The organism is Duganella hordei, assembly GCF_040369125.1.
Classification (GTDB): Bacteria; Pseudomonadota; Gammaproteobacteria; order Burkholderiales; family Burkholderiaceae_D; genus Rugamonas; species Rugamonas hordei.
The window spans coordinates 258,863-282,814 of sequence record NZ_BPWI01000005.1 but is presented as its reverse complement, the minus strand read 5'-3'; the positions used below and the strand labels follow the sequence as shown (position 1 = coordinate 282,814).

Genomic DNA, 23,952 nt, shown 5'->3' with positions numbered 1-23,952 from the left:
TTCATGGCCACCGTGTTCGATCCATTCTGGTTCTTCAAATTCCCTTTTGCAGGCGACGTCAAGCAACGGATAAACTCACCATGGTTTTCGCCCGAGCTCACATTTAACTTCGCGGGAGACGCAACTATAGAAGACCGCGTTGTCGCAGAAGTCGCAAGCTACGGCAGGCAAATCGGCTGGTTGAACGATATTGCTCTTGCACTGGTTGAAAAGAGGAAGCCAGATCCTGACGTGGTCGCTCAATTGGCGGAAGCAGTCAAGGCGATCGAGAAGATCAAAGCTGAGCAGAAGTCCGACGCGCTACACGCCGCTGTAGCTGCGCTTGATCAGTTAATGAAAAGCGCGCCTGACCTATATGAGCAACTGTTGAGAGACAGAAATAGAGGAACCGTATTGCAGGTTCCGGTTTTCACTGAAATTCCTCAATGAGCGATCCTGATATACTGGGTCGACAGTAAAGATTCTGGAGAACGTCGTGGCCAATACTGATTTCTCAGCGCAATATTCCGATGACGGCTTCTGGCGCAAGACCAAGACTTACGCGAAGACGGCGGGGAAAGGTGTGCTGGAGCAGGCGTTGAAGATGTATTACTCCGCCATCGATCCGGATACGCCAAGGTGGGCGAAAGCCACCATCTACGGCGCGCTGGGATATTTCATCTCGCCCATCGACGCCATCCCGGACCTGTTGCCGGTGGTGGGCTATACCGACGATCTGGGCGTGCTCATCGCCGCGGCCGCGGCGGTGGCGGCGCACATCAAGGATGAGCACATTCAAAAGGCCAGGCAGACGCTGGCCCAGTGGTTCAAGGATTAATTCAGCAACAATTCGGGCTGCCGCTGCACCACCGCCGTCTTCGGCAGGCAGACGATGAACGTGCTGCCCTTGCCCGCTTCCGACTTGATCTGCAGCGTGGAACCGTGGCGCAGCAGCACGTGCTTGACGATCGCCAGGCCCAGGCCCGTCCCCTGCGTCTCGCGCGAACGGCTCTTGTCGACGCGGTAGAAGCGCTCGGTCAGGCGCGAGATGTGTTCCGGGCTGATGCCGATGCCGGTATCCTCCACCATGAACTTGACGCCACCGTTCTCGACCTCTTTCCACACCAGCTGGATCTTGCCGCCCGCCGGCGTGTAGCGCACCGCGTTCGAGGCCAGGTTGCCGAAGGCGCTGTGCAGTTCCTCGTAGCTGCCCATGATGTCCGGCCCGTTGACCGACATGGTGATCTCGTGCTTGCCGGCCGACAGCGCGCGCGCATCGCGCAACACCTGCTCCATCAGCTTGGCCATGTCGACCTGCTCCGGCCGCATCGGATAATCGACCGACTCCAGCCGCGACAGGGTCAGCATGTCCTCGATCAGGTGCTGCATGCGGTGGCCCTGCTCCGTCATCAGCTTCAGGTGCGCCGAGCGGGTGGCCACGTCCAGCCCTTCGGACGCGGCGATCTCCAGGAAGCCGACGATCACCGTCAGCGGCGTGCGCAGCTCGTGCGAGGCGTTGGCGATGAAGTCGCGCCGCATCTCTTCGATGCGCTCGCTCTCGGTGGCGTCGTGCGTCACCAGGATCTGGCGGCGGTTTTCAAATGGAATGATATGCACGATCAGCTTGCGCTCGCGGAAGCTGATCGTCAGCGGCTGCTCGTAGCGGCCGAGGATGATGTAGTCCATGAAATCCGGGCTGCGCACCAGGTTGGTCACGCGCATGCCCTTGTCGCGCTCGTGCGTCAGGCCCAGGTGCTTCTCGGCGGCCGGGTTGCACCACTCGAGGAACAGCACGTCGTCCATGATGACCACGCCGTCCGGCAGCAGATGCATGGCCTGGCGGAAGCGCGCCAGCCATTCGGTCAGCTCGGCCTGGTTTTTTTCATCGTCGCGGCGCATGCGGTACAGGCGCGAGAAGATGTTGGTCCACGCGCCCCATCCGTCCGGCAGCTTGGCGCTCTGCGGGTCGTCCATCCAATTGCTCAACTGGTACAGGTACGACAGCTGCACGAACACCAGCACCATCATGGCGATCAGCGCCACCACCAGGCCGTTGATCCAGCCGAACATCCAGCCCAGCGTCGCGCACCCCGCCAGGATAATCGCGGTGCGCAATGCCGCCGGCACCCAGAACACCAGTTTTGGATTCATTATTTCTCCGACAGCATGTAGCCCACGCTACGTACCGTCTTGATCAGATGCTCGGCCTCCTTCAAGGCTTTGCGCAGGCGCAGCACATGGACGTCGACCGTGCGTTCCTCGATCACCACATGGTCGCCCCACACCTTGTCCAGCAGCTGGCTGCGCGAGAACACGCGCTCCGGATGCGCCAGCAGGAACTTCAACAGCTTGTACTCGGCATGGCCGATGTCGATCTTCTGCTCGTCCATCGAGACGGTGCAGCTGACCGGGTCCAGCATGACGTTGGCGGCGCGCATGGTCGCCTGCGCGTGCTCCGGACTCTTGCGGCGCAGCAGCGCCTTGGCGCGGGCCAGCAGCTCGCGCGGCGAGAACGGCTTGGTGACGTAGTCGTCGGCGCCGCTGTTCAGGCCGGCCAGCTTGTCTTCTTCCATGCTCTTGGCGGTCAGCATGATGACCGGGATTTCATTGAACTGGCGGTCCGAACGGATGCGCGCCAGCAGACGCAGGCCGGTCTGGTCCGGCAGCATCCAGTCGAGCAAAATCAGCTGCGGCGTGCGGGTCTGGATGAAGTCCCAGGCCTCGCCCACGCTTTGCACGGCGCAGCAGTTCCAGCCCGCCTCGCGCAGCGAAAACGTCACCAGCTCGACGATCGCCGGTTCATCTTCTACTATCAGTACTGTGGTTTTATCAGATGCCATGATTCTCGTTATTCAGCTTGCTCGGGTACGTCGTCCAGCACGTGTGCCGGCTTGGTGTGGCGGATATCCTTGCCTTCGACGACGTAGATGACGTATTCGGCGATGTTCTTGGCGTGGTCGCCGATGCGCTCGATGGCCTTGGCCACCCACAGCGTGTCCAGCGCGGCCGAGATGGTGCGCGGATCTTCCATCATGAAGGTGATCAGGTTGCGCATGATCGAACGGAACTCGTGGTCGATGACGGCGTCCTGGGCGATCAGCTGCAGCGCCTGCTTGCCGTCGTTGCGGGCAAACGCGTCCAGCGCGTCATGCAGCATGTCGCTGGTGTTGTTGGCGATGCCGCGCACCATTTCATAGTGGTTGACGGTGACCGCGCCGCGCGAATGCAGCGCCTTGGCGGTGCGGGCGATCTTGGTCGCCTCGTCGCCGATGCGCTCCAGGTCGGTGATCACCTTGATCGTGGCCATGATGGTGCGCAGGTCGTTGGCGGCCGGCTGGCGGCGCACGATCAGGTGGCTGCAGGCGTCGTCCAGCGACACTTCCAGCTGGTTGACGGCGTCGTCCTCGCGCATCACGCGGTCGGCGCGCTCGGGATTGCCGATGCGGAAGCAGGTCATGGCGTCGAGGAACTGGGTCTCGACGATGCCGCCCATCAGCAGCACCTTGCTGCGGATGGCTTCCAATTCGTTGTCGTACTGCTTGGATGAATGTTCACCGATCATGCTGCTCTCCGTAGTCGATTTGCTATTATAAGTTCGATCAGCCGAAGCGACCGGTGATGTAGTCCTGCGTCTCTTTGCGCGCCGGATTCATGAAGATCTGGTCGGTCTCGCCGAACTCCACCAATTCGCCCAGGTACATATAGGCGGTGTAGTCCGAGCAGCGCGCCGCCTGCTGCATGTTGTGGGTGACGATGGCGATGGTGTAGTCCTGCTTCAGTTCGCTGATTAGCTCTTCCACCTTCGAGGTCGAGATCGGATCCAGCGCCGAGGTCGGCTCATCGAGCAGCAGCACGTCCGGCTTGACCGCGACGCCGCGCGCGATGCACAGGCGCTGCTGCTGGCCGCCCGACAGCGACAGGCCGCTCTTGGTCAGCTTGTCCTTGACCTCGCCCCACAGCGCGGCCTTCTTCAGCGCCCATTCGACGCGCTCGTCCATCTCGCCTTTCGACAGGTCTTCATACAGGCGCACGCCGAAGGCGATGTTGTCGTAGATCGACATCGGGAACGGCGTCGGCTTCTGGAACACCATGCCGACCTTGGCGCGCAGCATGTTGACGTCCTGGCCGTCCTCGAGGATGTTGCGGCCGCGGTACATGATCGAACCCTCGGCGCGCTGGCCCGGATACAGGTCGTACATGCGGTTCAAGGTGCGCAGCAGCGTCGACTTGCCGCAGCCCGATGGGCCGATGAAGGCGGTGACCTGCTTCTCGTGGATGTCCAGGTTGACGTTGGTCAGGCTCTGGGTCTTACCGTAGAAGAAGTTCAGGCCGGAGATCTCGATGGTTTTGCGTTTGCCGTTCATGGCGATGACATTTTCTGGGCTCAGTTGCGTATTCATGATTGATCGCTTTATTCAATTAATTCGGGATTTTCTGGCTGAACAGGGTGCGCGAGATGATATTCAGCGCCAACACGCTGAAGGTCACCAGCAGCGCGCCGCCCCAGGCCAGCTCGCGCCAGTTGTCGTACGGGCTCATGGCGAAGCCGTAGATCACCACCGGCAGGTTGGCCATCGGCGCGTTCATGTCGGCGCTGAAGAACTGGTTGTTGAGCGCGGTGAACAGCAGCGGCGCGGTCTCGCCGGAGATGCGGGCCACGGCCAGCAGCACGCCGGTGATCACGCCGGCCTTGACGGCGCGCAGGCGCACCATCATCGCCACCTTCCAGCGCGGCGCGCCGAGCGCGAAGGCCGCCTCGAGCAGGCTGTTGGGCACCAGGCGCAGCATGTTGTCGGTGGTGCGCACCACCACCGGAATCGCGATCAGCGCCAGCGCCAGCGAACCGGCGTAGCCGGAATAGTGCTTGGCGGTGGCCACGTACATGGCCCAGACGAACATGCCGACCACGATCGACGGCGCCGACAGCATGATGTCGGTGACGAAGCGGGTGATGGCCGCGACCTTGTTCTCCTCGCCGTATTCGGCCAGGTAGATGCCGGCCAGGATGCCGATCGGGGTGCTGATCGCGGTCGACAGGCCGACGATCATCAGCGAGCCGACGATGGCGTTGGCCAGGCCGCCGCCTTCGCTGCCGGGGGCCGGCGTGGTTTGCGTGAACAGGTTGACGCTGAGCGCGCCGAAGCCCTTGATCGCCAGCGTGACCAGGATCCACGCCAGCACCAGCAGGCCGATCGACATCGCGCCGACCGACAGCGCGATGCCGATGCGGTGCGTCAGCAGACGCTTGCGGTACACAGGGTTCATGACTTGGTTCATTATTTGACGCCTTCCTTGCGAGACATGCCGGCCAACATCAGCTTGGCGGCGGACAGAACGATAAAGGTGATCACGAACAGGATCAGTGCCAGCGCGAACAGCGAGGACGTGTGCAGCACGGTGTCGGACTCGGCGAATTCGTTGGCCAGGGTCGAGGCGATCGAGTTGCCCGCCGCGAACAGCGACCACGACAGCTTGTTGGCGTTGCCGATGACGAAGGTCACGGCCATGGTTTCGCCCAGCGCGCGGCCCAGGCCCAGCATGACGCCGCCGACCACGCCGGTCTTGGTGTAAGGCAGCACGATCTTGCGCACCACTTCCCAGCGGGTGCAGCCCAGGCCGTAGGCCGATTCCTTCAGCACGGCCGGCACGATCTCGAACACGTCGCGCATCACCGACGAGATGAAGGGGATGATCATCACGGCCAGGATCAGCGCGGCGGTCAGGATGCCGATGCCCATGGTCGGGCCGCTGAAGAACTGGCCGATGATGGGCAGGTGGCCCAGGGTGTTCTTCAGCAGCGGCTGCACGTAGTCGCCGAACAGCGGCGCGAACACGAACAGGCCCCACATGCCGTAGATGATGGACGGCACGCCGGCCAGCAGCTCGACCGCCGTGCCCAGCGGGCGGCGCAGGCCGGCCGGGCAGATCTCGGTCAGGAACAGCGCGATGCCGAAGCTGACCGGGAAGGCGATCAGCAGCGCGATGCCGGACGTGGCCAGGGTGCCGACGATGGCGATCAGCGCGCCGTACTTGTCGTTGACCGGATCCCACTCGACGGTGGTGATGAAGGCCGGGCCGAATTCCTTGAACGCCGGCCAGGCGCCGATGACCAGCGTGACGATGATGCCAGACAGCACCGCCAGCACGGACAGCGCGAACAGCATCGTGGTTTTGTGGAAGAAGAAGTCCTGGATGCGCTGGTTGCGCATGGTGCGGTGCATGGCCTGCATTGCGGCCTGTTCCGCGGCGGTGATCGCGGCGGAAGTGTGGGTGGCCAAGGCGGGTTCCGGTTTATTCATAGACGTGGAAGTGATATCGGCGCTCATATTATTGTCTCGTGGATGTAAGCTAGCCTGCGGCTCCCGGTCGGGAGGCGCAGGCTAACCCCCTCGCCGCCGCGCTTGCTGCTGCGCCGCGGCGAAGGGACGGTCCGGATTAGTAGATCGCCTTGCCCGAAGCGTCTTTCAGGTTGGCTTTCCAGGAATCCTGTACCAGCTTGACAACCGATGCCGGCAGCGGCACGTAGTCCAGTTCGGTGGCAGCGGCGCCGCCGTTCTTGAAGGCCCAGTCGAAGAACTTGACGACTTCCTTGCCTTTGGCTGCGTCAGCCTGGGCTTTGTGCATCAGGATGAACGACACGCCGGTGATCGGCCACGAGTTCTTGCCGGCCTGGTCGGTCAGCACCACGCCGAAGCCCGGGGTCTTGGTCCACTCGGCCGAAGCGGCGGCGGCTTTGAAGAAGTCGTCGTCAGGCTGCAGGAAGTTGCCGTCCTTGTTTTTCAGCTGGGTGTGCGCCATCTTGTTTTTCTTGGCATAAGCCCACTCGACGTAGCCGATCGAACCCTTGATGCGCTGCACGTTGGCGGCGACGCCTTCGTTACCCTTGCCACCGACGCCGACGGCCCACTTGACGGCGGTACCGGAACCGATCTTGGTCTTGAACTCGGCATTGGTTTTCGACAGGAAGTCGGTGAACAGGAAGGACGTGCCCGAACCGTCGGCGCGGTGCACCACGGTGATGTCTTCGCCCGACAGCTTCACGCCTGGGTTCAGCGCGGTGATCGCGGCGTCATTCCACTTGGTGATCTTGCCCAGGTAGATGTCGGCGACAACCGGGCCGGTCAGCTTCAGCTGGCCGGGGGTGATGCCGTCCAGGTTGACCACGGTCACAACGCCGCCCATGATGGCCGGGAATTGCATCAGGCCTTCGGCGTCCAGTTCTTCCGCTTTCAGCGGCATGTCGGAGGCGCCGAAATCGACGGTCTTGGCCTTGATCTGTTTGATACCCGCGCCCGAACCGACGGACTGATAGTTCAGGCCGTTGCCGGTGCTGGCTTTATAAGCTTCAGCCCATTTGGCGTAGATAGGATATGGGAAGGTGGCGCCGGCGCCGGTCATATCGGCGGCGTGGGCGGCGGACGAGAATGCCATAACGGCAGATACGCCTACTACCAGGGAGGAGAACAATTGTTTGAGTCGCATTTCAAGTCCTTTGTTATGACAGGTTAGGATGCTGCGCAGTCTACCGCCCGAATATGACAGGTTTATGACATCCACCGAATCTGTAAAAAATATTATTTTGACTCGATTTGCGCAGTGCTTCCCTATGAGAACAGGCCATGGTGCCGGCATATGTTACGCCCTTCCTGTCATAATTGGCGTAACCGAACGGTCATTTATGACAGCCTTTGTCACGGACTTGTCATATTTCTTCTTTACACTGTTGCATCATCCTTCCGCGTTCAGGATAGAATGAGATTAACTGCAAAGTGAACAAAAAGACATGAAGCCTGACTTGCATGCTGACGTAAACAAGAATTCCGCCTTCCTGGACCGGGAGCTGTCGCAACTGATGTTCAACCGGCGCGTGCTGGCGCAAGCGGAAGACAAGAGCATTCCCTTGCTCGAGCGGCTGCGCTACCTGTGCATCGCCAGCAGCAACCTGGACGAATTCTTCGAAGTGCGCGTGGCCAGCCTGCTGGCGGCCGGCAGCGTCGACGGTTCGATGTCCAACCACCCCGCCCTGGTGGCCACGCTGTCGCGCATCAGCAATGAATGCCACGCGCTGGTGACCCACCAATATGAAATCCTCAACCAGGAAGTGCTGCCGCAGCTGGCCGCCAACGGCGTGCACCTGGTGCGCCACAACGAGCGCAACGATGCGCAGCGCGCCTGGGTCAAGGAATACTTCGACACCGAGGTGCGGCCGCTGCTGACGCCGATCGGCCTCGATCCGGCCCACCCGTTCCCGCAAGTGGTCAACAAGAGCCTCAATTTCATCGTCTCGCTGTCCGGCAAGGACGCGTTCGGCCGCGGCACCGCGATCGCCATCGTCAAGGCGCCGCGCGTGCTGCCGCGCGTGATCCGCCTGCCCGACCATTTGTCGAAGAGCGGCGGCGTGTCGTTCTGCCTGCTGTCGTCCATCATCCACGCGCACATCTCGGACCTGTTCGCCGGCCGCGAGGTGATCGCCTATTCGCAGTTCCGCGTCACCCGCGACTCCGACCTGTGGGTCGACGAGGACGAGGTCAAGAACCTGCGCCAGGCCTTGAAGGGCGAGTTGCAAGGCCGCCAGTTCGGCACCTCGGTGCGGCTGGAAGTGGCCAAGAACTGCCCACCGGAACTGTCGCAATTCCTGCTCGACCAGTTCGGCCTGCACCAGAGCCGGCTGTACGCCGTCAACGGCCCGGTCAACCTGGTGCGCCTGACCGAGATCATGGACCACGTCGACAACCCGACGCTGCGCTTCCCGCCTTTCATCCCCGGCATCGCGCAAAAGCCGGGCAGCCCGGACATTTTCGCGGCGCTGCGTGAAAACGATATCCTGCTGCACCACCCCTACCAGACCTTCCAGACGGTGATCGACTTCATCCGCAGCGCGGCGATGGATCCGGCCGTAGTGGCCATCAAGCAGACCATCTACCGCACCGGCATGAACTCGGACCTGATGGAATCGCTGATCCTGGCGGCGCGCTCGGGCAAGGAAGTGACCGTCATCGTCGAGCTGAAGGCGCGCTTCGACGAGGAAGCCAACATCAACTGGGCCGACAAGCTGGAACAGGCCGGCGCCCAGGTGGTGTACGGCGTGGTCGGCCTGAAGACGCACGCCAAGGTGGCGCTGGTGATACGCCGCGAGGACAACAAGCTGCGCTTCTACGCCCACCTCGGCACCGGCAACTACCACCCGACCACCACCAAGTTCTACACCGATTTCGGCCTGCTGACCTGCCATCCGGGCATCAGCCAGGAAGTCAACGAGGTGTTCATCCACCTGACCAGCCTGACCAAGCCGCACCGGCTGACGCATTTGTGGCTGGCGCCGTTCGCGCTGCAGAACGAAATCATCAAGTCCATCCGCAACGAAGCGCGTATCGCGCGCGCCGGACGTCCGGGACGGATTATTGTTAAAATAAATGCACTAGTGGATGAGTCGGTGATACGCGCGCTGTACGCGGCGTCCAAGGACGGCGTCAAGATCGACCTGATCGTGCGCGGCGCCTGCACGCTGAAGCCGGGCGTGCCGGGCCTGTCGGAGAATATCCGCGTGCGCTCCATCATCGGCCGCTTCCTGGAACACAGCCGGATTTACTATTTCCGCAACGACCTGGCGCACGACGTGATGCTGGCCAGCGCGGACTGGATGAGCCGCAACCTGTTCCGCCGCATCGAAGTCGCCTTCCCCGTCCTGGACAAGGCGCTCAAGCGGCGGGTGCTGGCGGAGGGATTGAATCCTTATCTGAAGGACAACATGAACGCGTGGGAGCTGGAACCGGACGGCCACTACCAGCGCCGCAAGCCGCGCGGCAAGCAGGTTCATTACAGCGCGCAGCAGCACTTGATGGACACGCTGGGCACGGCCCAAGGTCATTTGGGAGAATAACAATAAGGTGGCGGCGGGCCGGGAGGCGCGCCGTGGGGATCTTTTTTCAAATGTCAGTCAGGAGAAAAACATGGATCTCATTTTGTGGCGGCACGCCGAGGCGGAAGAGATGGCGCCCGGCATGTCCGATCTGGAACGCGCGCTGACCGTCAAGGGCCAGAAACAGGCGCGCCGCATGGGCCAGTGGCTCGATTCCCAGCTGCCCGACAGTTGCCGCATCCTGGCCAGCCCGGCCGTGCGCACCTTGCAGACGGTGGAGGCGCTGGGCCGCAAATTCAAAATGCACACCGACCTGGCGCCCGGCGCCGATCCGGCCGACATCCTCAAGGCGGCCAACTGGCCGGGCAACAAGGATTCGGTGCTGGTGGTCGGCCACCAGCCGACGCTGGGCCAGGTGGCCTCGCTGCTGCTGACCGGCGACGACCTGGAATGGGACATCCGCAAGGCCAGCGCCTGGTGGTTTTCCCAGCGCGACCCCGGCAATGCGATGAGCGTCTACCTGAAGGCGGTGATGGCTGCCGACCTGGTGGTGAAATAAACGGGAGAAATCGCAACGCAGAGCTTGTAAAGCGGCAACCATCTGCTAAAGTTTAATCGTATCAACTTGAGGGAGGATGCGATGTTTACCTTGCTCACTATGGGCATCTTCGGAGGAATGATTGCCTTGGTTGTGTACGAACTGGTGGAGGAAATGCGCGGCAGCAAGCACAAACTGAACGACCGCTACCACGAGTAGCACCAGCTTCATTGAAGCCTTTTCGGCGCCAGCGGCGTGTCCTTCAAGATCCGCCACTCGCGCCGATCATCGTTTACATTCCCGTTTTAAACTTCGTATAGACGCGCGTGATATTGCGGCGGATGTCCGCCGGCACCGCTTCCGGCGCCGCCATGCGCTGCTTGTCGGCCTCGGACAGGAACACCGTCTTGTTGCTGGCGATATCCTTGCGCACGAACTTCAGGCTGGCCGTGTTCGGGTTGGCATAGAACACCTTGTTGGTCAGGCTGGCGTGCACTTCCGGCCGCATGATGTAGTTGATCCACAAATGGGCGTTGTTCGGGTGCGGCGCGTCGGCCGGGATCGCCATCGTGTCGAACACCAGCGCGGCCGAGGTCTTCGGTATCAGCACTTCGATCACGTTGCCGTTCTTGGCGTCGATGGCGCGCTGGCGGGCGATGTTGATGTCGCCCGACCAGCCCAGCGCCACGCAGACGGCGCCGTTGGCCATGTCGTTGATATAGCCGGACGAGCTGAACAGTGTGACGTAGGGACGGATCGCCTGCAGCATCTTGCCGGCCTCGGTGTAGTCGGCGGCGTTTTTCGAGTAGGCAGGCTTGCCCAGGTAGATCAGCGCGGCCGGCAGCACTTCCGACGGCGAGTCGAGGAAGGAAACGCCGCACGATTTCAGCTTGGACGCGTATTTCGGATTGAAGATCAGCTCCCAGGCATTGTCCGGCATCGGCATGGCGCCCAGCGCGGCCTTGACCTTGTTGACGTTGATGCCGACCGTGGTATAGCCCCATAGCCAGTCGACCAGGTAGTCGTTGCCCGGGTCGATATTGGCCAGCTTGGCCTGGATGGCCGGGTCCATGTTCTTCAGGTTGGTCAGCTTGGACTTGTCCAGCTTGCGCAGCAGCTTGCCGTCGATCTGCAACCGCGCCCACTGGGCGGTCGGCACCACGATGTCGTAGCCGGATTTGCCGGCCACCAGCTTGGAGTTCAGGATTTCGTTGTTATCAAACAGGTCATAACGGACCTTGATACCGGTTTCCTTTTCAAAATTCTTAACGGTATCGTCGGCGATATAGTCCGACCAGTTGTAGATATTGAGGACTTTTTCCTCTTGCGCCTGCACCGCACCGGCCATCAAACCCGCCGCCAACAGCGCCGCACCAACGAACTTCCCTGCCATAGCACCTCCGAAAGTGGAATCATTCACAAGCCGTGATGATCGGGCATAGCCAGTTTCGATGCAAGGAATTCGTTAAAAATAGGTCGTTGCGGTCAACCCAGCATGTCGAACAAGCTGCCGGAACTGCCCGCAGCCCCGTTCAACGCGCTGCCGGCGCCGGTTTGCGCCTGCGCCGTGTACAGCGCCGCCAGCGCGGTGGCCTGCGCCGTCAGCGCCTTGGTCAGCACGGTGCGCTTGTTGTTGATGTTGGTGATGTCCCGGCTGACCAGGCTGGCCTCCTTGCTGATGACGCTGCTGTCCGAGGTCAGCGCGCCGGCCTTGGCGGCCATCAGGTCGGCGATGCCCTTGCCGTTGTTGGTGAACAGCTTGCCGACCGCCGACGAATCGGCCGTCAGCGCGGCCTGCAGTTTCTTATCGTCGACCACCAGGTTGCCGCTGCTGTCCTGGGTGACGCCTGCCGCGTTCAGCGCCGAAATCGAGACGCTGCCGCCGCCGGTCTTCAGCAGCAGGTTGAACTGGCTGGTGACCTGCCCCATCGCCGTGTCGGACTTCAGGTCGCCCTTTTGCAGCGCCTGCAGCTTCTTGTTCAGGTCGTTGTAGGCGCTGACGAAGGATTTCAGGTTGGCGCCGATCTGGCTCGCGTCCTGGGTGATGGTGACGTCGGTCTTGCCGGTGGCGGTCAGGGTCAGCGTGGCGCCAGCGATGGCCTTGTCCTTGTCCAGCGTGTTGCTGGGGCTGGTGACGTCCTTGCCGTCGACGGTCAGGATGGCATCCATCGCGGCGCTGGTCTGCTTGAGTTCCTGCTTGCCGTCGGGGTCGAAGGCCAGCACGCCCTTCAGCGCCGCGTCGCCGCTGACGCTGATGCGCATGCTGTTGGCGGCGCCGCTCTGGCCGGCGATCGCCAGCGAGAACTTGCCGTCGTCGCCCTTGACCACCTTGACGTCCACGCCGGCCGCCTTGAACGCGGCGGCGATGCCGTCCAGCGTGTTGTTGCTGCTGTCGATGGTGATCGATTTGCTGCTCGCCGTGCCGTTGATGACGAAGCCCTTGTCGCCGCCGGCCGTGCCGAAGTCGATCTTGACCGTGGTGGCGGCGCCGCTGCCGATCTTGCTGTCGGACGCGGGGAAGGCGTCGCTGGTCAGGAACTGGCCCTGCGCCAGTTGCTTGACGTCCACCGCATAGGTGCCGGCCTTGGCGGTGCCGGTGGAGCTGGCCGTCAACACGCTCTTGACCGAACTGGCAGCGCTGGTGCTCAGGCCGCTGCCGCTCAGGCTGGCCGCGACCGACTGGAAGCTGGCCAGCGCGCTTTGCAGCTGGCCCAGCGCCGACAGCTTGGTCTGGTCGTTCTTCAGCGTCGTGTTCAGCTTGGTGGCGGCGCTGTTCTGCGACGCCATCGTCTGCTGGACGCGGTTGTAGACGTCGGTCGATATCGCCGAATTCGCGGTGTTCGTGGTGCTGCTGATGCTGGAGGTGGCCATGGTCCGTTCCGCCGAGTTTGGTTAGGTAGTATGCAACATCGGCGGATTTTCAAAGCGGCGAACAGAACGGGATTTGCGCTTCTGCTTTGGAACCTCCGCTTTACTACCAATTGGGCGGAGCCGAACCGAGCGCGCTGGCCGGCCGGTCCCAGGCCATGGACGCACCATCGATCGCCACCGGCGGCCAGTAGCGGCGCGCTGGTCCCCACGTGGTCTGCTCCAGCGCCGGCGCCAGATCGGCATCGCTCGCCGGCGCCAACGCGCCCGCGTCCACGCCGCCATCCGGCGACATCTGCGCCAGCAGCAACGCCGTCCTCGCCAGCGACAAGCGGGCGGTCGCGACGCTTCCCTCTGCAAGCCGGTGTAACAGCCCGCGCACCACCGCCGCGGCAATCAGGTAGCCGGTCGCATGATCCAGCGCCTGCACCGGCAGCGGCACCGGCTTTGCAGCCCCCTGCCAGTGCATGCCCCGGTCCGCGATTCCCGCGCTCATCTGCACCAGGCTGTCGAAACCGCGCCGTCCGGCCAGCGGCCCGGTCCAGCCATACGCATCCAGTGCCACGTCGATCAGCCCCGGATTCAAGCGCCGGCGCACATCCTCGTCGAATCCCAGCCGCTCCAAAGCCGCCGGGCGATAGCCATGCACCAGCACATCCGCCTGCGCCAGCAATCCGGAAAATATCGCCCTGTCGTCTTCCGAACGAAGATCCAGCCGCGCACAACGCTTGCCCAAGGTCACCTCCGGTATCACGCCCGGCTCGCTCCAGTCCGGCGGATCGATGCGCAGCACATCGGCCCCGTAGCCGGCCAGGAAGCGCGTCGCCACCGGCCCCGCCAATACCCGCGTCAAGTCCAGCACCTTCAGCCCCGCCAGCGGCCGCGACGGCGTCCCCGCCCAGCCGGCATTGAAGCTGCCCGGCGCGGTCGCCACCGCGACCAGCGGCTCGGCGGCCACCGCCCTGCCCTGCTCGTGCTCCGCCCATTCCGCGCTTGAACGCATCATGGCCGCGCAGCCGCCCTGCGCCACCACGGCCGCCTCCAGTTCGGCGCCGCGCCAGCGCGCCGCCGCCCGCGTCACGGCGTCCCTGTCGACGGCAACGCCCAGCACCGCCAGCGCCGCATCCCGATGATGCACGGCGTTGGTATGCAGGCGTATCCAGCCGTCTGCGGTGGCGTAGTCGCCCGCCACCGCGTCCCACAACGGCGGACGCTCCCAACCCACCGGATGGATGGACCAGCTGAACCATAACGACGCCAGCCGCCGGTCCACCCGCACGCGCGCCGGCCGTCCGCCCTGTGCCGCGATCAGCTCGCGCACCGCCAGCGCCGCCGCGCCCACCGACGCCGCCGCCAGGTCCGTCACCGCGTAACATGAAGGCAACGCGCCTTCGCCGGTAAAATCGACTGCCTGCAGCGCCGACGGCGGCAACGCCAGCGACGACCAGACAGCCTCTAACATTTTAGACATGAGCGCTCCGGGAATTGATATGCTGTCCCAGCTTAGGACTGCCCGCAGGGGGCGTCAATCTTGACTTGAAGTGTCAACATAGGAAATCTGCAATGGTGTGGATGACAGCGGCGGAAGCCTTGAAGGTACTGAATGTCCGCCCGCAAACGCTGTACGCCAACGTCAGCCGTGGCAAGATACGCGCCAAGACCGACGATGCCGATCCGCGCCGCAGCCTCTACCACCGCGACGATATCGCGCGCATGGCCCAGCGCAGCAACGGCCGCCGCAAGATCGACGTCGTCTCCGCGCAGGCCATGCAATGGGGCGACCCGGTGCTGCCCTCCGCCATTTCCACCGTGCACAACGGCCGCCTCTTCTATCGCGGCCAGGACGCCGCAGAACTGTCGGCCACCGCCACGCTGGAAGATATCGCCATGCTGCTGTGGCAATCCGAGCCCGGTCAGCCGCCGTCGCTGCCGCTGGCCGATTCCGCCGCACCAATCGTGACCGACAGCGCGCTGGGCGCCGGCCTGCTCGCCCTTGCACTGCGCAGCGCCGGCGATCCGCCTACACTGGGCCGTCCCGCCGCCGACTTGCGCGCCGAGGCCGCCTGCGTGCTGGCCACGCTGACGCAGGCGATGGCCGGTCCGCCGACGGCCGGGGCGTGCACCATCAGCCGGCGCCTGGCGCAAGCATGGCAGCGTCCCGACGCTGAAGACATGATCCGCCGCGCGCTGGTGCTGATGGCTGACCATGAACTGAACGCCTCGACCTTCGCCTTGCGGGTGGCCATCTCCACCGGCGCCTCGCTGGCCGCCGGCGTGCTGGCCGGCTTCACCACGCTGACCGGCCCGCTGCACGGCGGCGCCTCGGCGGAATTCGGCCGGCTCACCGCCGCCGCCAAGCTGCATGGCGCCGAAACAGCCATCGGGCAATGGCTGGCAAGCGGCCGGCCGCTGCCCGCGTTCGGCCATCCGCTGTATCCGGAAGGCGACGCGCGCGCGCGTACCCTGTTGAATTTATTACCGAAAATGGAACCGTATGCAGCCCTCGCCGCCGCGGCAGAAGCGCAGGCGGGCGAACTGCCGAACATCGACTTTGCGCTGACGCTGCTCGCCGCGGCACACCAGCTGCCGGACGACGCGCCCTTCATCCTGTTTGCGCTGGGACGCTGCGTCGGCTGGCTGGCGCATGCACTGGAACAGGTGCAGGCCAACCACCCGATACGCCCGAGGGCCCGCTACGTCGGGCCTAGCGAAGGAATTTATTGACGGCGGTGGTGGTGGCCGCGTCCGGATTGAGGAACTGCAGGCCGATCTTGAAATGGTCGCCGCTGAAAATACAGTAGCTCACCTTGGAACGGCTGCTCAAAATCTGCGCCTTGCCGTCGATGAACAATTCAAACGATACCTGGCCCATGTGCCCGACGGCCAGCTTGTGGTCGAACGTGAGCGAGAGTCCGTTGGAGCTGATATCGATCGTCCTGCCCTGCTGGGGCGGCATGCCATCCATCGCCAAGACTACCTTGGCGCGCACGATCTTGCGCGCCATCGATCTTTGATCAACTAACACTATCCTGTCCTTTATTACTTGTTATTCAGTATTACCGATTACAACCCGTAACAATACAACGTTATTGGATTTCGCGCAGCTTATTGAAGGCGTCATCGATACGATCAACAGCGATGATGGTCATGCCCTCGATCGGCTGCTTGGGCGCGTTCGCGGTCGGTATCATCGCCATCGAGAAGCCCAGCTTGGCCGCCTCGCGCAGGCGTTCCTGTCCGCGCGGCGCCGGCCGGATCTCGCCCGCCAGGCCGACCTCGCCGAACACCACGAATCCGCGCGGCAAGGGCTTGCTGCGCATCGACGAGTTAATCGCTAATAATACCGCCAGGTCGGCCGCCGGTTCGGTGATCTTGACGCCGCCCACGGCATTGATGAACACGTCCTGGTCGAACGCCGCGATGCCCGCGTGACGGTGCAATACCGCCAGCAACATCGCCAGCCTATTTTGCTCCAGACCGACCGACAAACGGCGCGCGTTAGGCAGGTGGCTGGCGTCGACCAGCGCCTGGATTTCCACCAGCAAAGGCCGCGTGCCCTCCTGCGTCACCATCACGCAGGAACCCGGCACCTGATTGTCATGCTGCGACAGGAACAGCGCCGACGGATTGGACACGCCCTTCAAGCCCTTCTCGGTCATCGCGAACACGCCCAGCTCGTTGACCGCGCCGAAACGGTTCTTGATCGCCCGCACCAGGCGGAAGCTCGAATGGTTGTCGCCCTCGAAATACAGCACCGTGTCGACGATGTGCTCGAGCACGCGCGGTCCGGCCAGCGCGCCTTCCTTGGTCACGTGGCCGACCAGGATGATGGTGATGCCGGTCTGCTTGGCCACCCGCGTCAGCTGCGCCGCGCACTCGCGCACCTGCGCCACCGAGCCGGGCGCCGAGCTCAGCGCGTCCGAATAGACGGTCTGGATCGAATCGATGACCGCCACTTCCGGCTTCAGGTCGGCCAGCGTGCCGAGGATTTTTTCCAGCTGGATTTCAGCCTGCAATTTCAGGTCGCGGGCATCGATGTTCAGCCGCTTGGCGCGCAGCGCGATCTGGGCGCCGGATTCCTCGCCGCTGACATACAGCACTTTTTTCAGGTGGGAGACGTTGGCCAGCGCCTGCAGCAGCAGGGTCGACTTGCCGATGCCGGGATCGCCGCCGATCAGCACCACGCCGCCGGACACCAGGCCGCCGCCCAGCACGCGGTCGAATTCCTCGATGCCGGTGCCGAAGCGCGGCACGTCGATGGCGTCGATATCGGCCAGCGACAGCACCGGCGCCGTCTGCGCCAGCGACAGGTGCTGCGGCTGCGAATAGCGGTTGTTGCCGCCCGCCTCGATGACGGTTTCCACCATCGTGTTCCACTGCTGGCAGGACGAGCACTGGCCGGTCCACTTGGTGGCGGTGCCGCCGCATTCGCTGCAGGTATAGTTGGTCTTGGGCTTGGCCACGTATTGAATCCTCTCCTCAGCCCTCGACCACCGGCACGCGCTGCGCCAGCGCGCACATCAGCTCGTAGCCGATGGTGCCGGCCGATTCGGCCACGTCGTCGATCGGCAAGCCCCGGCCCCATAGCGTGACCTTGCTGCCCACGCGCGCCGACGGCAGGTCGGTCAGGTCGACGGTCAGCATGTCCATCGACACCCGGCCCGCCAGGCGCGTCTTGACGCCGTCGACCAGCACAGGCGTGCCGAGCGGCGCGTGGCGCGGATAGCCGTCCGCATAACCGCAGGCCACCACGCCGATGCGCATCGGCCCCTCGGCCTGGAAGCGGCTGCCGTAGCCGACCGCGTCGCCGGCGGCGATGTCCTGGATGCCGATCAGTTCGCTGCTCAAGGTCATCGCCGGCTGCAGGCCGAACTCCTCGGCGGTGCCGCCGCCCGGCGTACCGCCGTACAGCATGATGCCGGGACGCACCCAGTCGTTACGCAAGGTATCGTGATGCAGGAGCACGCCGGCCGAGTTCGACAGGCTGCGCAAGCCCGGCAAGCCGGCCGCGCCCAGCTCGAAGCGGCGGATCTGCTCGGTGATCGGCATCAGCGGATGGTCGACGTCGTCGGCGTTGGCGAAATGGGTCATCAGCGTGATGCTGCCGACGCAGGAAATCGCGCTCAGGCGAGCATGGGCGGCGGCGTAGGCGTCCGGCATGAAGCCGAGACGGTTCATGCCGGTGTTCATTTTCAGATGCAGGTCAAATTTGATGCCGCGCGCGCTCAGGCTTTCCTGCGCCGCTTCCAGCCACTCCAGCTGCTCGTTGCAATGCACGGCGGACTGCAGGTCGTAGCCGGCCATGGTCTTCAAATCCGCCGGACCGAAGAATCCCTCCAATAAGAGGATGGGCTTTTTCCAGCCCATTTCGCGCAGGCGCACCGCGTTGTCGAACTCGACCAGCGCCAGGCCGTCGGCCTCGGCCAGGCCGCGCATGGCGCGTTCCAGGCCATGGCCGTAGCCATTGGCCTTGAGCACGCCCCACGCCTTGGCGCCGGGCGAGCGCTGCTTGGCCACTGCCAGGTTGTGCTTGATGGAATCGACGTGAATGGTAGCGACTATCGGCCTTGGCATGAGCATTCCGAACAGAATATTAGAAGGCCGTATTTTACCGTGTGCGGGCAGGTCCGTCCGGGTCAATTCTTGGGAATACGATCAAAGCATGGTATAAAGCAAGCCAGATAAGTTTTCAGGCATCCCAGAATGAATCGTGGTTTCTATACCATTATGGCAGCGCAATTCTTTTCGTCCTTGGCGGATAATGCGCTGCTCTTTGTTGCGATCGACTTGCTGGTAACGATGAAGTCCCCGGCGTGGATCACGCCGCTGCTGAAGCTGTCGTTTACGCTGTTTTACGTGCTGTTGGCAGCATTTGTCGGCGCCTTCGCCGACTCCATGCCCAAGGGCAAGGTTATGTTTATTTCTAACCTGATTAAAGTAGCCGGCTGTTTATTGATATTCGCGCATGTGCATCCGCTGCTGGCCTACGCGCTGGTCGGCTTTGGCGCCGCAGTATATTCCCCCGCCAAATACGGCATCCTGACCGAATTACTTCCCGCAGAGAAACTTGTCGCCGCCAATGGCTGGGTTGAAGGCCTGACCGTGATGTCGATCATCTTCGGCACCGTCATGGGCGGCAAGCTGGTGGGCGGACAGGTATCGTCGTTCCTGCTCGGCTTCGACATACCGTTGATCGACACCGGCATCGACACCCCGCCCGAGGCGGCGCTGTGCGTGGTGGTCGGCATCTATATGCTGGCGGCGCTGTTCAATACCCGCATCCCGGACACCGGCTGCGTCTACGGCCACCAGGAACGCAATCCGATCAAGCTGATCACCGACTTCGCCAATTGCTACGGCCTGCTGTGGAAAGACAAGCTGGGCCAGATCTCGCTGGCGGTCACCACGCTGTTCTGGGGCGCCGCGCAAACCTTGCAGTTCATCGTGCTGGAGTGGGCCAACCGCACGCTCAAGCTGAGCTACGAGCAGTCGACCAGCCTGGTGGGCGTGGTCGCGATCGGCGTGGCGCTGGGCGCCGTGCTGTCTGCGCGCTTCGTCTCGCTGCGCAAGTCGTTGAAGGTGATCCCGATGGGCATCGCCATGGGCGTGATCGTCATGAGCATGACGCTGGTGCATTCGGTGACCTTGGCCTATCCGCTGCTGATCCTGGTCGGCCTGCTGGGCGGCTTCTTCCTGGTGCCGATGAACGCGCTGCTGCAGCACCGCGGCCACGTGCTGATGAGCGCCGGCCACTCGATCGCGGTGCAGAACTTCAACGAGAACCTGTCGATCCTGACGATGTTGGCCGTGTATTCGCTGATGCTGCGCGGCCACCTGAACCTGGACATCATCATCGTGCTGTTCGGCCTGTTCCTGGCCGGCACCATGTTCGTCATCATGCGCAAGCATGCGGCCAACCAGCGCGAATTCGACTCCGTCTCGCTGATCGGCGAAGCCAAGCATTAAATCTGTCTAGGCCGGCAGCGTCCCGTCCCGGCGGCGCTGCGCGGCTTGAGAGCGCCAGTCGTCCGGGACCACAAAGCCCCGCCGCCGCTCCACCAGCCAATCCCCTTCCTCCCGCAGATCCGCCACCATCACCGGCGCGGCAAGCTGCCCCATGTGCTCGCCCAGCGCGGCCAGCAACTCCTGCTTGTTCATCGCCACGCCATCGGCCCGCATTTTCAGCGGCGCCAGCCAGTGCAGCCGCGGCATGATGGCGTAGCAATCGCCCGCCAGGTCTTCGGCCTGCCGCAGCGTGATCCAGTCGCCATGGCAGTGCGGCTGCGAGATGCCGGACATCGCCGGCGCGCCCTCGCCGCCGGGATAGAACAGCCAGCCCTTGACCAGCGCCTGCGCCCGCGCCACCGGCTGCGGCAGCAGCGGCTGCGCGGCCGGATGGCTGGCCAGCGACAACTGCTTGTCGAAGATCTTGCGCATCTTGGCGCCCAGCGTATCGGCCAGGTTGGGGCCGATCAGGCCGTTGAAATCCGCGCCCGCCGAGCCGGCGTCCAGCAGGTAGAACTTGGTGGCGAATTCGATGTGGACCAGGTCGTCGCCGTCGCGCAGCAGGAAGTCGAACTCGCCGACGGTGTCGTTGCGGTTGGCGCGCACCTGCAGGCCGTGCGCGACCAGCTTGCCGTGCTCGGCAAAGTAGAAGGCCATCAGCTTTTCGGCATACAGGCCGAGGCGGGAATAGTGGCGCGTGCCGAGCGCGGCTTCCAACGGGATAGGGTCTTGCTCGAGGGCGGCCAGCCAGTCGGCGGTTTCCGGCGCCATCGCGCCGAGGCTGGCGATGCGGCCCTGCCAGTGCGGCGAGGCCGGATCCAGCAGATCGGGCGCGTCCAGCAGCCAGGCCAGCGCGCGCACGTGCGGCCGGGTCAGATGGCTCCAGCGCCGCTCGAAACGCGCCTGGTAATTGTCGAGCGCGTCGGGCGGCTGGCTAGTCACGGGCTGTCCTGGCAAGGCACAGGTCGGCCCAGGCCTTGGCCTTGTCTTCCGGCTTGCGCAACAGGTCGTCCGGGTGATAGGTGGCGACCACCGGCAGTTCGCCGGCGCCGTAGCGCATCACCTTGCCGCGCGCGGCCGGGCCCATCATCAGGCCCTTGGCGGCATACTGGCCGAAGGTCATGGCCATCGTCGCGCCGCTCAGCGCCAGCTCGCGTTCGAAGAACGGACGGCAGGCCAGCAGTTCCTCGCCGGACGGCGCGCGGTCCGCACCGTCGGCGCCCGCCGGACGGCATTTGACCAGGTTGGTCACATACACGTCGGACTCCGGCTTGAGCGCGATCGCCTTCAGCATATTGTCCAGCAGTTGCCCTGCTTCGCCCGCTACCGGCTGGTTGTCCTTCTCGTCCAGGCGCGATGGCGCGGCGATGACGGCGATCCACGATGCGCCGTCGGCGCCGCGTCCGTTGACCGCGTTGCGGCGCGTTTCGCACAGGCCGCAGCGGGTGCAGCTGGCGACGGCCGCCTTCAGGGCCGGCCAGTCCATCGCGGCGATCGCTTCGTCGCTGACCGGCTCCGGGCGTGCCGGCGCAGGCGCCTCGTCGAACCAAGCGGTGGAATCTTCGTCTTCCGGCGCGGCGACTGCGACTGGCGCTGGAGCGGGGACTGGAGCTGGCGCCATGACGACTTCCGCGACCGGCTCCGGCATCGACGGCGGGACGACAGGCGCAACCGCCACTTCGGCCGGCTCCGGCTCGTCCACCACGAATGTTTCAGGCGCGGCTTCGACGACAGGCCGGTCGCGCAAAGTCCATTGCGCGCCGACGCCCATCTCCTCCAGGAACACCGCACTGCGTGCTGTCATCTGACTCATACTTCGAACCGCATAACGATCGCGTCCTCGCGTTGCTGATTGGCGGCTGGGTAGTACCCCTTGCGCCGGCCGATATGTTTAAATCCGTAGCGCTCGTAAATCTCCAGCGCCCGCGTATTCGATGGCCGCACTTCCAGCAACACCGACTCCATGCCCAGCCCGCGCGCGCACGCCACGGCCTGGTTCAGCAGGAACCTGCCCAGCCCCTGCCCCTGCTTCTCGGCCGACACCGCCACGTTCAGCAAATGCGCCTCGTCGACGATGGCCATCAGCAGGAAATAACCCAGCAGATCGCCGTTCTGATCGCGCAGCACCCAAGCCTCGTACTGGCTGCTGAGAGAATCGGCAAAATTGGCCGCCGTCCACGGATGCGGATAAACACTTTCCTCCAGCGCCACCACGTCGATCAGGTCGGCCGGCTGCATCGGCTCGTAATTCAGGCGTGCCAGATCCCACATTTGCTTCATGCGCCACCTTCAGCGGCTTTGGCGGCCGCCATGTCGCGCCGCTCGGCTTGCGTGTAGGCGATCTTGTTTCGCAAATACAGCGGCTGCGCCTCGGCCGCAGTCACGGTCCTGCCTTCGGCGAAGGCAATGGCAGCCAGCTGCGCGATCTGCGCAGCGTGCGGCATGATGGCGGCATGGCCACCGGCCGGAAACGCCTCGGCATAAGCCGACAAGCCATTGCCGCAAGCGACAGGCGCGCCCTGCGGCTGCACGCCGTCCGGCGCCGACAGCGCAGGCGGCTGCACGGCGGCCGGCGCGGCATTCCGATCAAAACGGTATTGCGCCCAATAGACCTCGCCCATGCGCGCGTCGAGCACCGCCAGCACCTCGCCTGCGCCCTGCTGCTGATGGCAAGCCAGCGCCATCGCATCCAAGGTGACGACCGGCACCACGGGCAGGTTGCTGCCGAACGCCAGCCCCTGGGCGATGCCGCAGGCCGTGCGCACGCCGGTGAACGAACCTGGGCCGGAACCGAAAGCGATCGCGTCGCAGTCCTTCAGCGCGATACCGGCCTCGGCCAGCAGCTCCTGGATCATCGGCAGCACCGATTGCGAATGGGTGCGCACGCCCTCGGAGACGCGGCTGATGACGGTTTCGCCCCGCAGCAGGGCGCAGGAGGCTTGTTCGGAAGAGGTTTCAATGGCAAGAATAATAGGCATCCCGTATTTTAACCCGGCGGGCTGGCAGGCGCGACCCCGCGCGGGCATGTAGAATACGCCCATCAGGCGCCGAGGCCGCCGCAAGCAAACCAACACCATGCACAGTTTGACCCTGAATTCCGACAATCGCGAGGAAATCGCCGCCGCGCTGGCGGGTGACCGCTGGATCGTCGCGTGCCTGTGTGCCGCGTGGTGCGGCACCTGCGAATCCTACCGCGCGACGTTCGACGAAGTGGCCTCGCGCCATCCGGACAAGTTCTTTGTCTGGATCGACATCGAAGACCACGCGGACGTGGTGGGCGACCTGGACGTGGAAAACTTCCCCACGCTGCTGATCCAGCATCATGAACTGGTGGCCTTCTTCGGCACCATGCTGCCCGACGCCGGCCTGGCCCACCGCCTGGTGCTGGCCCAGTCGGAACAAAGCGACGAGGAACTCACCCGCCTGGCCGTCAGCAGCGAAGAGCGCATCGAGTGGCAGCGCGACTGCAACCTGCGCACCTTGATGCGCAACGCGTTGGGCTGAGCAGGATTTCATATATTCGCCGCATGGACGCGATCGAACACAGGAGACTTAAAATCTCCCGCCCTCCAAGGTGCGCCGGCTTGATTCCGGCTCGGGGCACCAGAACACACTCTGCCCCTCAAAAACGTCCACCTAGCCTTACCACGGAAATCTTCAATTGCGCCCGACTGTAGTTAAGTTTGGGGCCGCTGGCATGACA

At 63.8% G+C, this 23,952-nt stretch carries 24 protein-coding genes; 7 read left to right on the top strand and 17 right to left on the bottom strand.

What is annotated here, in order from left to right:
- Positions 1-3 precede the first annotated feature (3 nt).
- Positions 4-429 (top strand): TraB/GumN family protein, encoded by a 426-nt coding sequence (locus ABWW33_RS14400; RefSeq protein ID WP_353402370.1) that lies wholly within the window; start codon positions 4-6, stop codon positions 427-429.
- Between the two features lie 46 nt (positions 430-475).
- Positions 476-817 carry a YkvA family protein gene (locus tag ABWW33_RS14395; RefSeq protein WP_353402369.1) on the top strand — a complete coding sequence of 114 codons (342 nt, stop codon included), beginning with the start codon at positions 476-478 and terminating at the stop codon, positions 815-817.
- Here the strand turns inward: ABWW33_RS14395 and phoR are convergent.
- From phoR to pstS, 7 genes are all read right to left on the bottom strand, one after another.
- Positions 814-2,130 carry a phosphate regulon sensor histidine kinase PhoR gene (gene phoR / locus ABWW33_RS14390; RefSeq protein ID WP_176653878.1) on the bottom strand — a complete coding sequence of 439 codons (1,317 nt, stop codon included), beginning with the start codon at positions 2,128-2,130 and terminating at the stop codon, positions 814-816. The genes ABWW33_RS14395 and phoR overlap by 4 nt on opposite strands.
- Complete coding sequence (locus tag ABWW33_RS14385; protein WP_090320876.1) at positions 2,130-2,819, bottom strand: response regulator; 690 nt, start codon at positions 2,817-2,819, stop codon at positions 2,130-2,132. The genes phoR and ABWW33_RS14385 overlap by 1 nt, the downstream gene beginning before the upstream one ends.
- An 8-nt stretch (positions 2,820-2,827) precedes the next feature.
- Positions 2,828-3,541, bottom strand: a complete 714-nt coding sequence (gene phoU / locus ABWW33_RS14380) for a phosphate signaling complex protein PhoU (protein ID WP_176653877.1) — start codon at positions 3,539-3,541, stop codon at positions 2,828-2,830.
- 37 nt (positions 3,542-3,578) lie between these two features.
- Entirely contained in the window at positions 3,579-4,379 is an 801-nt protein-coding gene (gene pstB / locus ABWW33_RS14375; RefSeq protein ID WP_176653876.1) for a phosphate ABC transporter ATP-binding protein PstB, read from the bottom strand.
- A 19-nt stretch (positions 4,380-4,398) separates the two neighbouring features.
- The gene (pstA, locus tag ABWW33_RS14370; protein ID WP_176653875.1) at positions 4,399-5,256 is read right to left on the bottom strand and encodes a phosphate ABC transporter permease PstA; all 858 of its coding nucleotides are present in this window, start codon (positions 5,254-5,256) and stop codon (positions 4,399-4,401) included.
- Complete coding sequence (gene pstC, locus ABWW33_RS14365) at positions 5,256-6,209, bottom strand: phosphate ABC transporter permease subunit PstC (protein WP_353402642.1); 954 nt, start codon at positions 6,207-6,209, stop codon at positions 5,256-5,258. Before pstC ends, pstA begins: the two co-directional genes overlap by 1 nt.
- A gap of 205 nt (positions 6,210-6,414) precedes the next feature.
- Positions 6,415-7,461, bottom strand: a complete 1,047-nt coding sequence (gene pstS / locus ABWW33_RS14360) for a phosphate ABC transporter substrate-binding protein PstS (RefSeq protein ID WP_176653873.1) — start codon at positions 7,459-7,461, stop codon at positions 6,415-6,417.
- 301 nt (positions 7,462-7,762) lie between these two features.
- Here pstS and ppk1 point away from each other — a divergent pair, with 301 nt between their 5' ends.
- Positions 7,763-9,859, top strand: a complete 2,097-nt coding sequence (ppk1, locus tag ABWW33_RS14355) for a polyphosphate kinase 1 (RefSeq protein WP_353402366.1) — start codon at positions 7,763-7,765, stop codon at positions 9,857-9,859.
- Between the two features lie 70 nt (positions 9,860-9,929).
- Positions 9,930-10,397 carry a phosphohistidine phosphatase SixA gene (gene sixA / locus ABWW33_RS14350; protein WP_176653871.1) on the top strand — a complete coding sequence of 156 codons (468 nt, stop codon included), beginning with the start codon at positions 9,930-9,932 and terminating at the stop codon, positions 10,395-10,397.
- Positions 10,398-10,668: 271 nt separating this feature from the next.
- Here sixA and ABWW33_RS14345 read toward each other — a convergent pair whose 3' ends face one another.
- The 3 genes from ABWW33_RS14345 to ABWW33_RS14335 all read right to left on the bottom strand — a co-directional run bounded on the left by ABWW33_RS14345 (position 10,669) and on the right by ABWW33_RS14335 (position 14,706).
- Entirely contained in the window at positions 10,669-11,769 is a 1,101-nt protein-coding gene (locus tag ABWW33_RS14345) for a polyamine ABC transporter substrate-binding protein (RefSeq protein ID WP_176653870.1), read from the bottom strand.
- Positions 11,770-11,861: 92 nt separating this feature from the next.
- A complete protein-coding gene (gene fliD / locus ABWW33_RS14340; protein ID WP_353402364.1) occupies positions 11,862-13,247 on the bottom strand; it encodes a flagellar filament capping protein FliD in 1,386 nt (461 codons plus the stop codon).
- Between the two features lie 103 nt (positions 13,248-13,350).
- A complete protein-coding gene (locus tag ABWW33_RS14335; RefSeq protein ID WP_353402641.1) occupies positions 13,351-14,706 on the bottom strand; it encodes a CoA transferase in 1,356 nt (451 codons plus the stop codon).
- Between the two features lie 101 nt (positions 14,707-14,807).
- Between ABWW33_RS14335 and ABWW33_RS14330 the strand changes: the two genes are divergently transcribed.
- Complete coding sequence (locus tag ABWW33_RS14330) at positions 14,808-15,968, top strand: citrate synthase family protein (RefSeq protein ID WP_353402362.1); 1,161 nt, start codon at positions 14,808-14,810, stop codon at positions 15,966-15,968.
- On the opposite strand, the gene ABWW33_RS14325 is transcribed toward ABWW33_RS14330, so the two are convergent.
- The 3 genes from ABWW33_RS14325 to alr all read right to left on the bottom strand — a co-directional run bounded on the left by ABWW33_RS14325 (position 15,949) and on the right by alr (position 18,818).
- Positions 15,949-16,248, bottom strand: coding sequence for a PilZ domain-containing protein (locus ABWW33_RS14325; protein ID WP_353402360.1), 300 nt, complete (start codon positions 16,246-16,248; stop codon positions 15,949-15,951). The genes ABWW33_RS14330 and ABWW33_RS14325 overlap by 20 nt on opposite strands.
- An 82-nt stretch (positions 16,249-16,330) precedes the next feature.
- Positions 16,331-17,707, bottom strand: coding sequence for a DNA repair protein RadA (gene radA, locus ABWW33_RS14320; RefSeq protein WP_176653866.1), 1,377 nt, complete (start codon positions 17,705-17,707; stop codon positions 16,331-16,333).
- A gap of 16 nt (positions 17,708-17,723) precedes the next feature.
- Positions 17,724-18,818 carry an alanine racemase gene (alr, locus tag ABWW33_RS14315; RefSeq protein ID WP_353402358.1) on the bottom strand — a complete coding sequence of 365 codons (1,095 nt, stop codon included), beginning with the start codon at positions 18,816-18,818 and terminating at the stop codon, positions 17,724-17,726.
- A gap of 129 nt (positions 18,819-18,947) precedes the next feature.
- On the opposite strand from alr, the gene lplT reads away from it, so the two are divergent.
- A complete protein-coding gene (gene lplT, locus ABWW33_RS14310) occupies positions 18,948-20,210 on the top strand; it encodes a lysophospholipid transporter LplT (protein WP_353402357.1) in 1,263 nt (420 codons plus the stop codon).
- Positions 20,211-20,216: 6 nt separating this feature from the next.
- Here lplT and ABWW33_RS14305 read toward each other — a convergent pair whose 3' ends face one another.
- The 4 genes from ABWW33_RS14305 to tsaB are packed head-to-tail and all read right to left on the bottom strand — an operon-like array spanning position 20,217 to position 23,227.
- Positions 20,217-21,191 carry a DUF1853 family protein gene (locus ABWW33_RS14305; RefSeq protein ID WP_353402356.1) on the bottom strand — a complete coding sequence of 325 codons (975 nt, stop codon included), beginning with the start codon at positions 21,189-21,191 and terminating at the stop codon, positions 20,217-20,219.
- Complete coding sequence (locus ABWW33_RS14300; RefSeq protein WP_353402355.1) at positions 21,184-22,053, bottom strand: uracil-DNA glycosylase; 870 nt, start codon at positions 22,051-22,053, stop codon at positions 21,184-21,186. Before ABWW33_RS14300 ends, ABWW33_RS14305 begins: the two co-directional genes overlap by 8 nt.
- Before the next feature lie 5 nt (positions 22,054-22,058).
- Complete coding sequence (gene rimI, locus ABWW33_RS14295) at positions 22,059-22,529, bottom strand: ribosomal protein S18-alanine N-acetyltransferase (protein WP_353402354.1); 471 nt, start codon at positions 22,527-22,529, stop codon at positions 22,059-22,061.
- Entirely contained in the window at positions 22,526-23,227 is a 702-nt protein-coding gene (gene tsaB, locus ABWW33_RS14290; RefSeq protein ID WP_353402353.1) for a tRNA (adenosine(37)-N6)-threonylcarbamoyltransferase complex dimerization subunit type 1 TsaB, read from the bottom strand. Before tsaB ends, rimI begins: the two co-directional genes overlap by 4 nt.
- Positions 23,228-23,324: 97 nt before the next feature.
- Between tsaB and ABWW33_RS14285 the strand changes: the two genes are divergently transcribed.
- On the top strand, positions 23,325-23,753 hold the full coding sequence (locus ABWW33_RS14285) for a thioredoxin family protein (protein ID WP_353402352.1): 429 nt from the start codon (positions 23,325-23,327) through the stop codon (positions 23,751-23,753).
- Positions 23,754-23,952 lie beyond the last annotated feature (199 nt).

Bases quoted from the DNA above. Each gene is read 5' to 3' on its own strand.
- ABWW33_RS14400 (WP_353402370.1), top strand. From the start codon at position 4: ATGGCCACCGTGTTCGATCCATTCTGGTTCTTCAAATTCCCTTTTGCA.
- phoR (WP_176653878.1), bottom strand. From the start codon at position 2,130: ATGAATCCAAAACTGGTGTTCTGGGTGCCGGCGGCATTGCGCACCGCG.
- ABWW33_RS14385 (WP_090320876.1), bottom strand. From the start codon at position 2,819: ATGGCATCTGATAAAACCACAGTACTGATAGTAGAAGATGAACCGGCG.
- phoU (WP_176653877.1), bottom strand. From the start codon at position 3,541: ATGATCGGTGAACATTCATCCAAGCAGTACGACAACGAATTGGAAGCC.
- pstB (WP_176653876.1), bottom strand. From the start codon at position 4,379: ATGAATACGCAACTGAGCCCAGAAAATGTCATCGCCATGAACGGCAAA.
- pstA (WP_176653875.1), bottom strand. From the start codon at position 5,256: ATGAACCAAGTCATGAACCCTGTGTACCGCAAGCGTCTGCTGACGCAC.
- pstC (WP_353402642.1), bottom strand. From the start codon at position 6,209: ATGCAGGCCATGCACCGCACCATGCGCAACCAGCGCATCCAGGACTTC.
- pstS (WP_176653873.1), bottom strand. From the start codon at position 7,461: ATGCGACTCAAACAATTGTTCTCCTCCCTGGTAGTAGGCGTATCTGCC.
- ppk1 (WP_353402366.1), top strand. From the start codon at position 7,763: ATGAAGCCTGACTTGCATGCTGACGTAAACAAGAATTCCGCCTTCCTG.
- sixA (WP_176653871.1), top strand. From the start codon at position 9,930: ATGGATCTCATTTTGTGGCGGCACGCCGAGGCGGAAGAGATGGCGCCC.
- ABWW33_RS14345 (WP_176653870.1), bottom strand. From the start codon at position 11,769: ATGGCAGGGAAGTTCGTTGGTGCGGCGCTGTTGGCGGCGGGTTTGATG.
- fliD (WP_353402364.1), bottom strand. From the start codon at position 13,247: ATGGCCACCTCCAGCATCAGCAGCACCACGAACACCGCGAATTCGGCG.
- ABWW33_RS14335 (WP_353402641.1), bottom strand. From the start codon at position 14,706: ATGTTAGAGGCTGTCTGGTCGTCGCTGGCGTTGCCGCCGTCGGCGCTG.
- ABWW33_RS14330 (WP_353402362.1), top strand. From the start codon at position 14,808: ATGGTGTGGATGACAGCGGCGGAAGCCTTGAAGGTACTGAATGTCCGC.
- ABWW33_RS14325 (WP_353402360.1), bottom strand. From the start codon at position 16,248: ATGGCGCGCAAGATCGTGCGCGCCAAGGTAGTCTTGGCGATGGATGGC.
- alr (WP_353402358.1), bottom strand. From the start codon at position 18,818: ATGCCAAGGCCGATAGTCGCTACCATTCACGTCGATTCCATCAAGCAC.
- lplT (WP_353402357.1), top strand. From the start codon at position 18,948: ATGAATCGTGGTTTCTATACCATTATGGCAGCGCAATTCTTTTCGTCC.
- ABWW33_RS14300 (WP_353402355.1), bottom strand. From the start codon at position 22,053: ATGACAGCACGCAGTGCGGTGTTCCTGGAGGAGATGGGCGTCGGCGCG.
- rimI (WP_353402354.1), bottom strand. From the start codon at position 22,529: ATGAAGCAAATGTGGGATCTGGCACGCCTGAATTACGAGCCGATGCAG.
- tsaB (WP_353402353.1), bottom strand. From the start codon at position 23,227: ATGCCTATTATTCTTGCCATTGAAACCTCTTCCGAACAAGCCTCCTGC.
- ABWW33_RS14285 (WP_353402352.1), top strand. From the start codon at position 23,325: ATGCACAGTTTGACCCTGAATTCCGACAATCGCGAGGAAATCGCCGCC.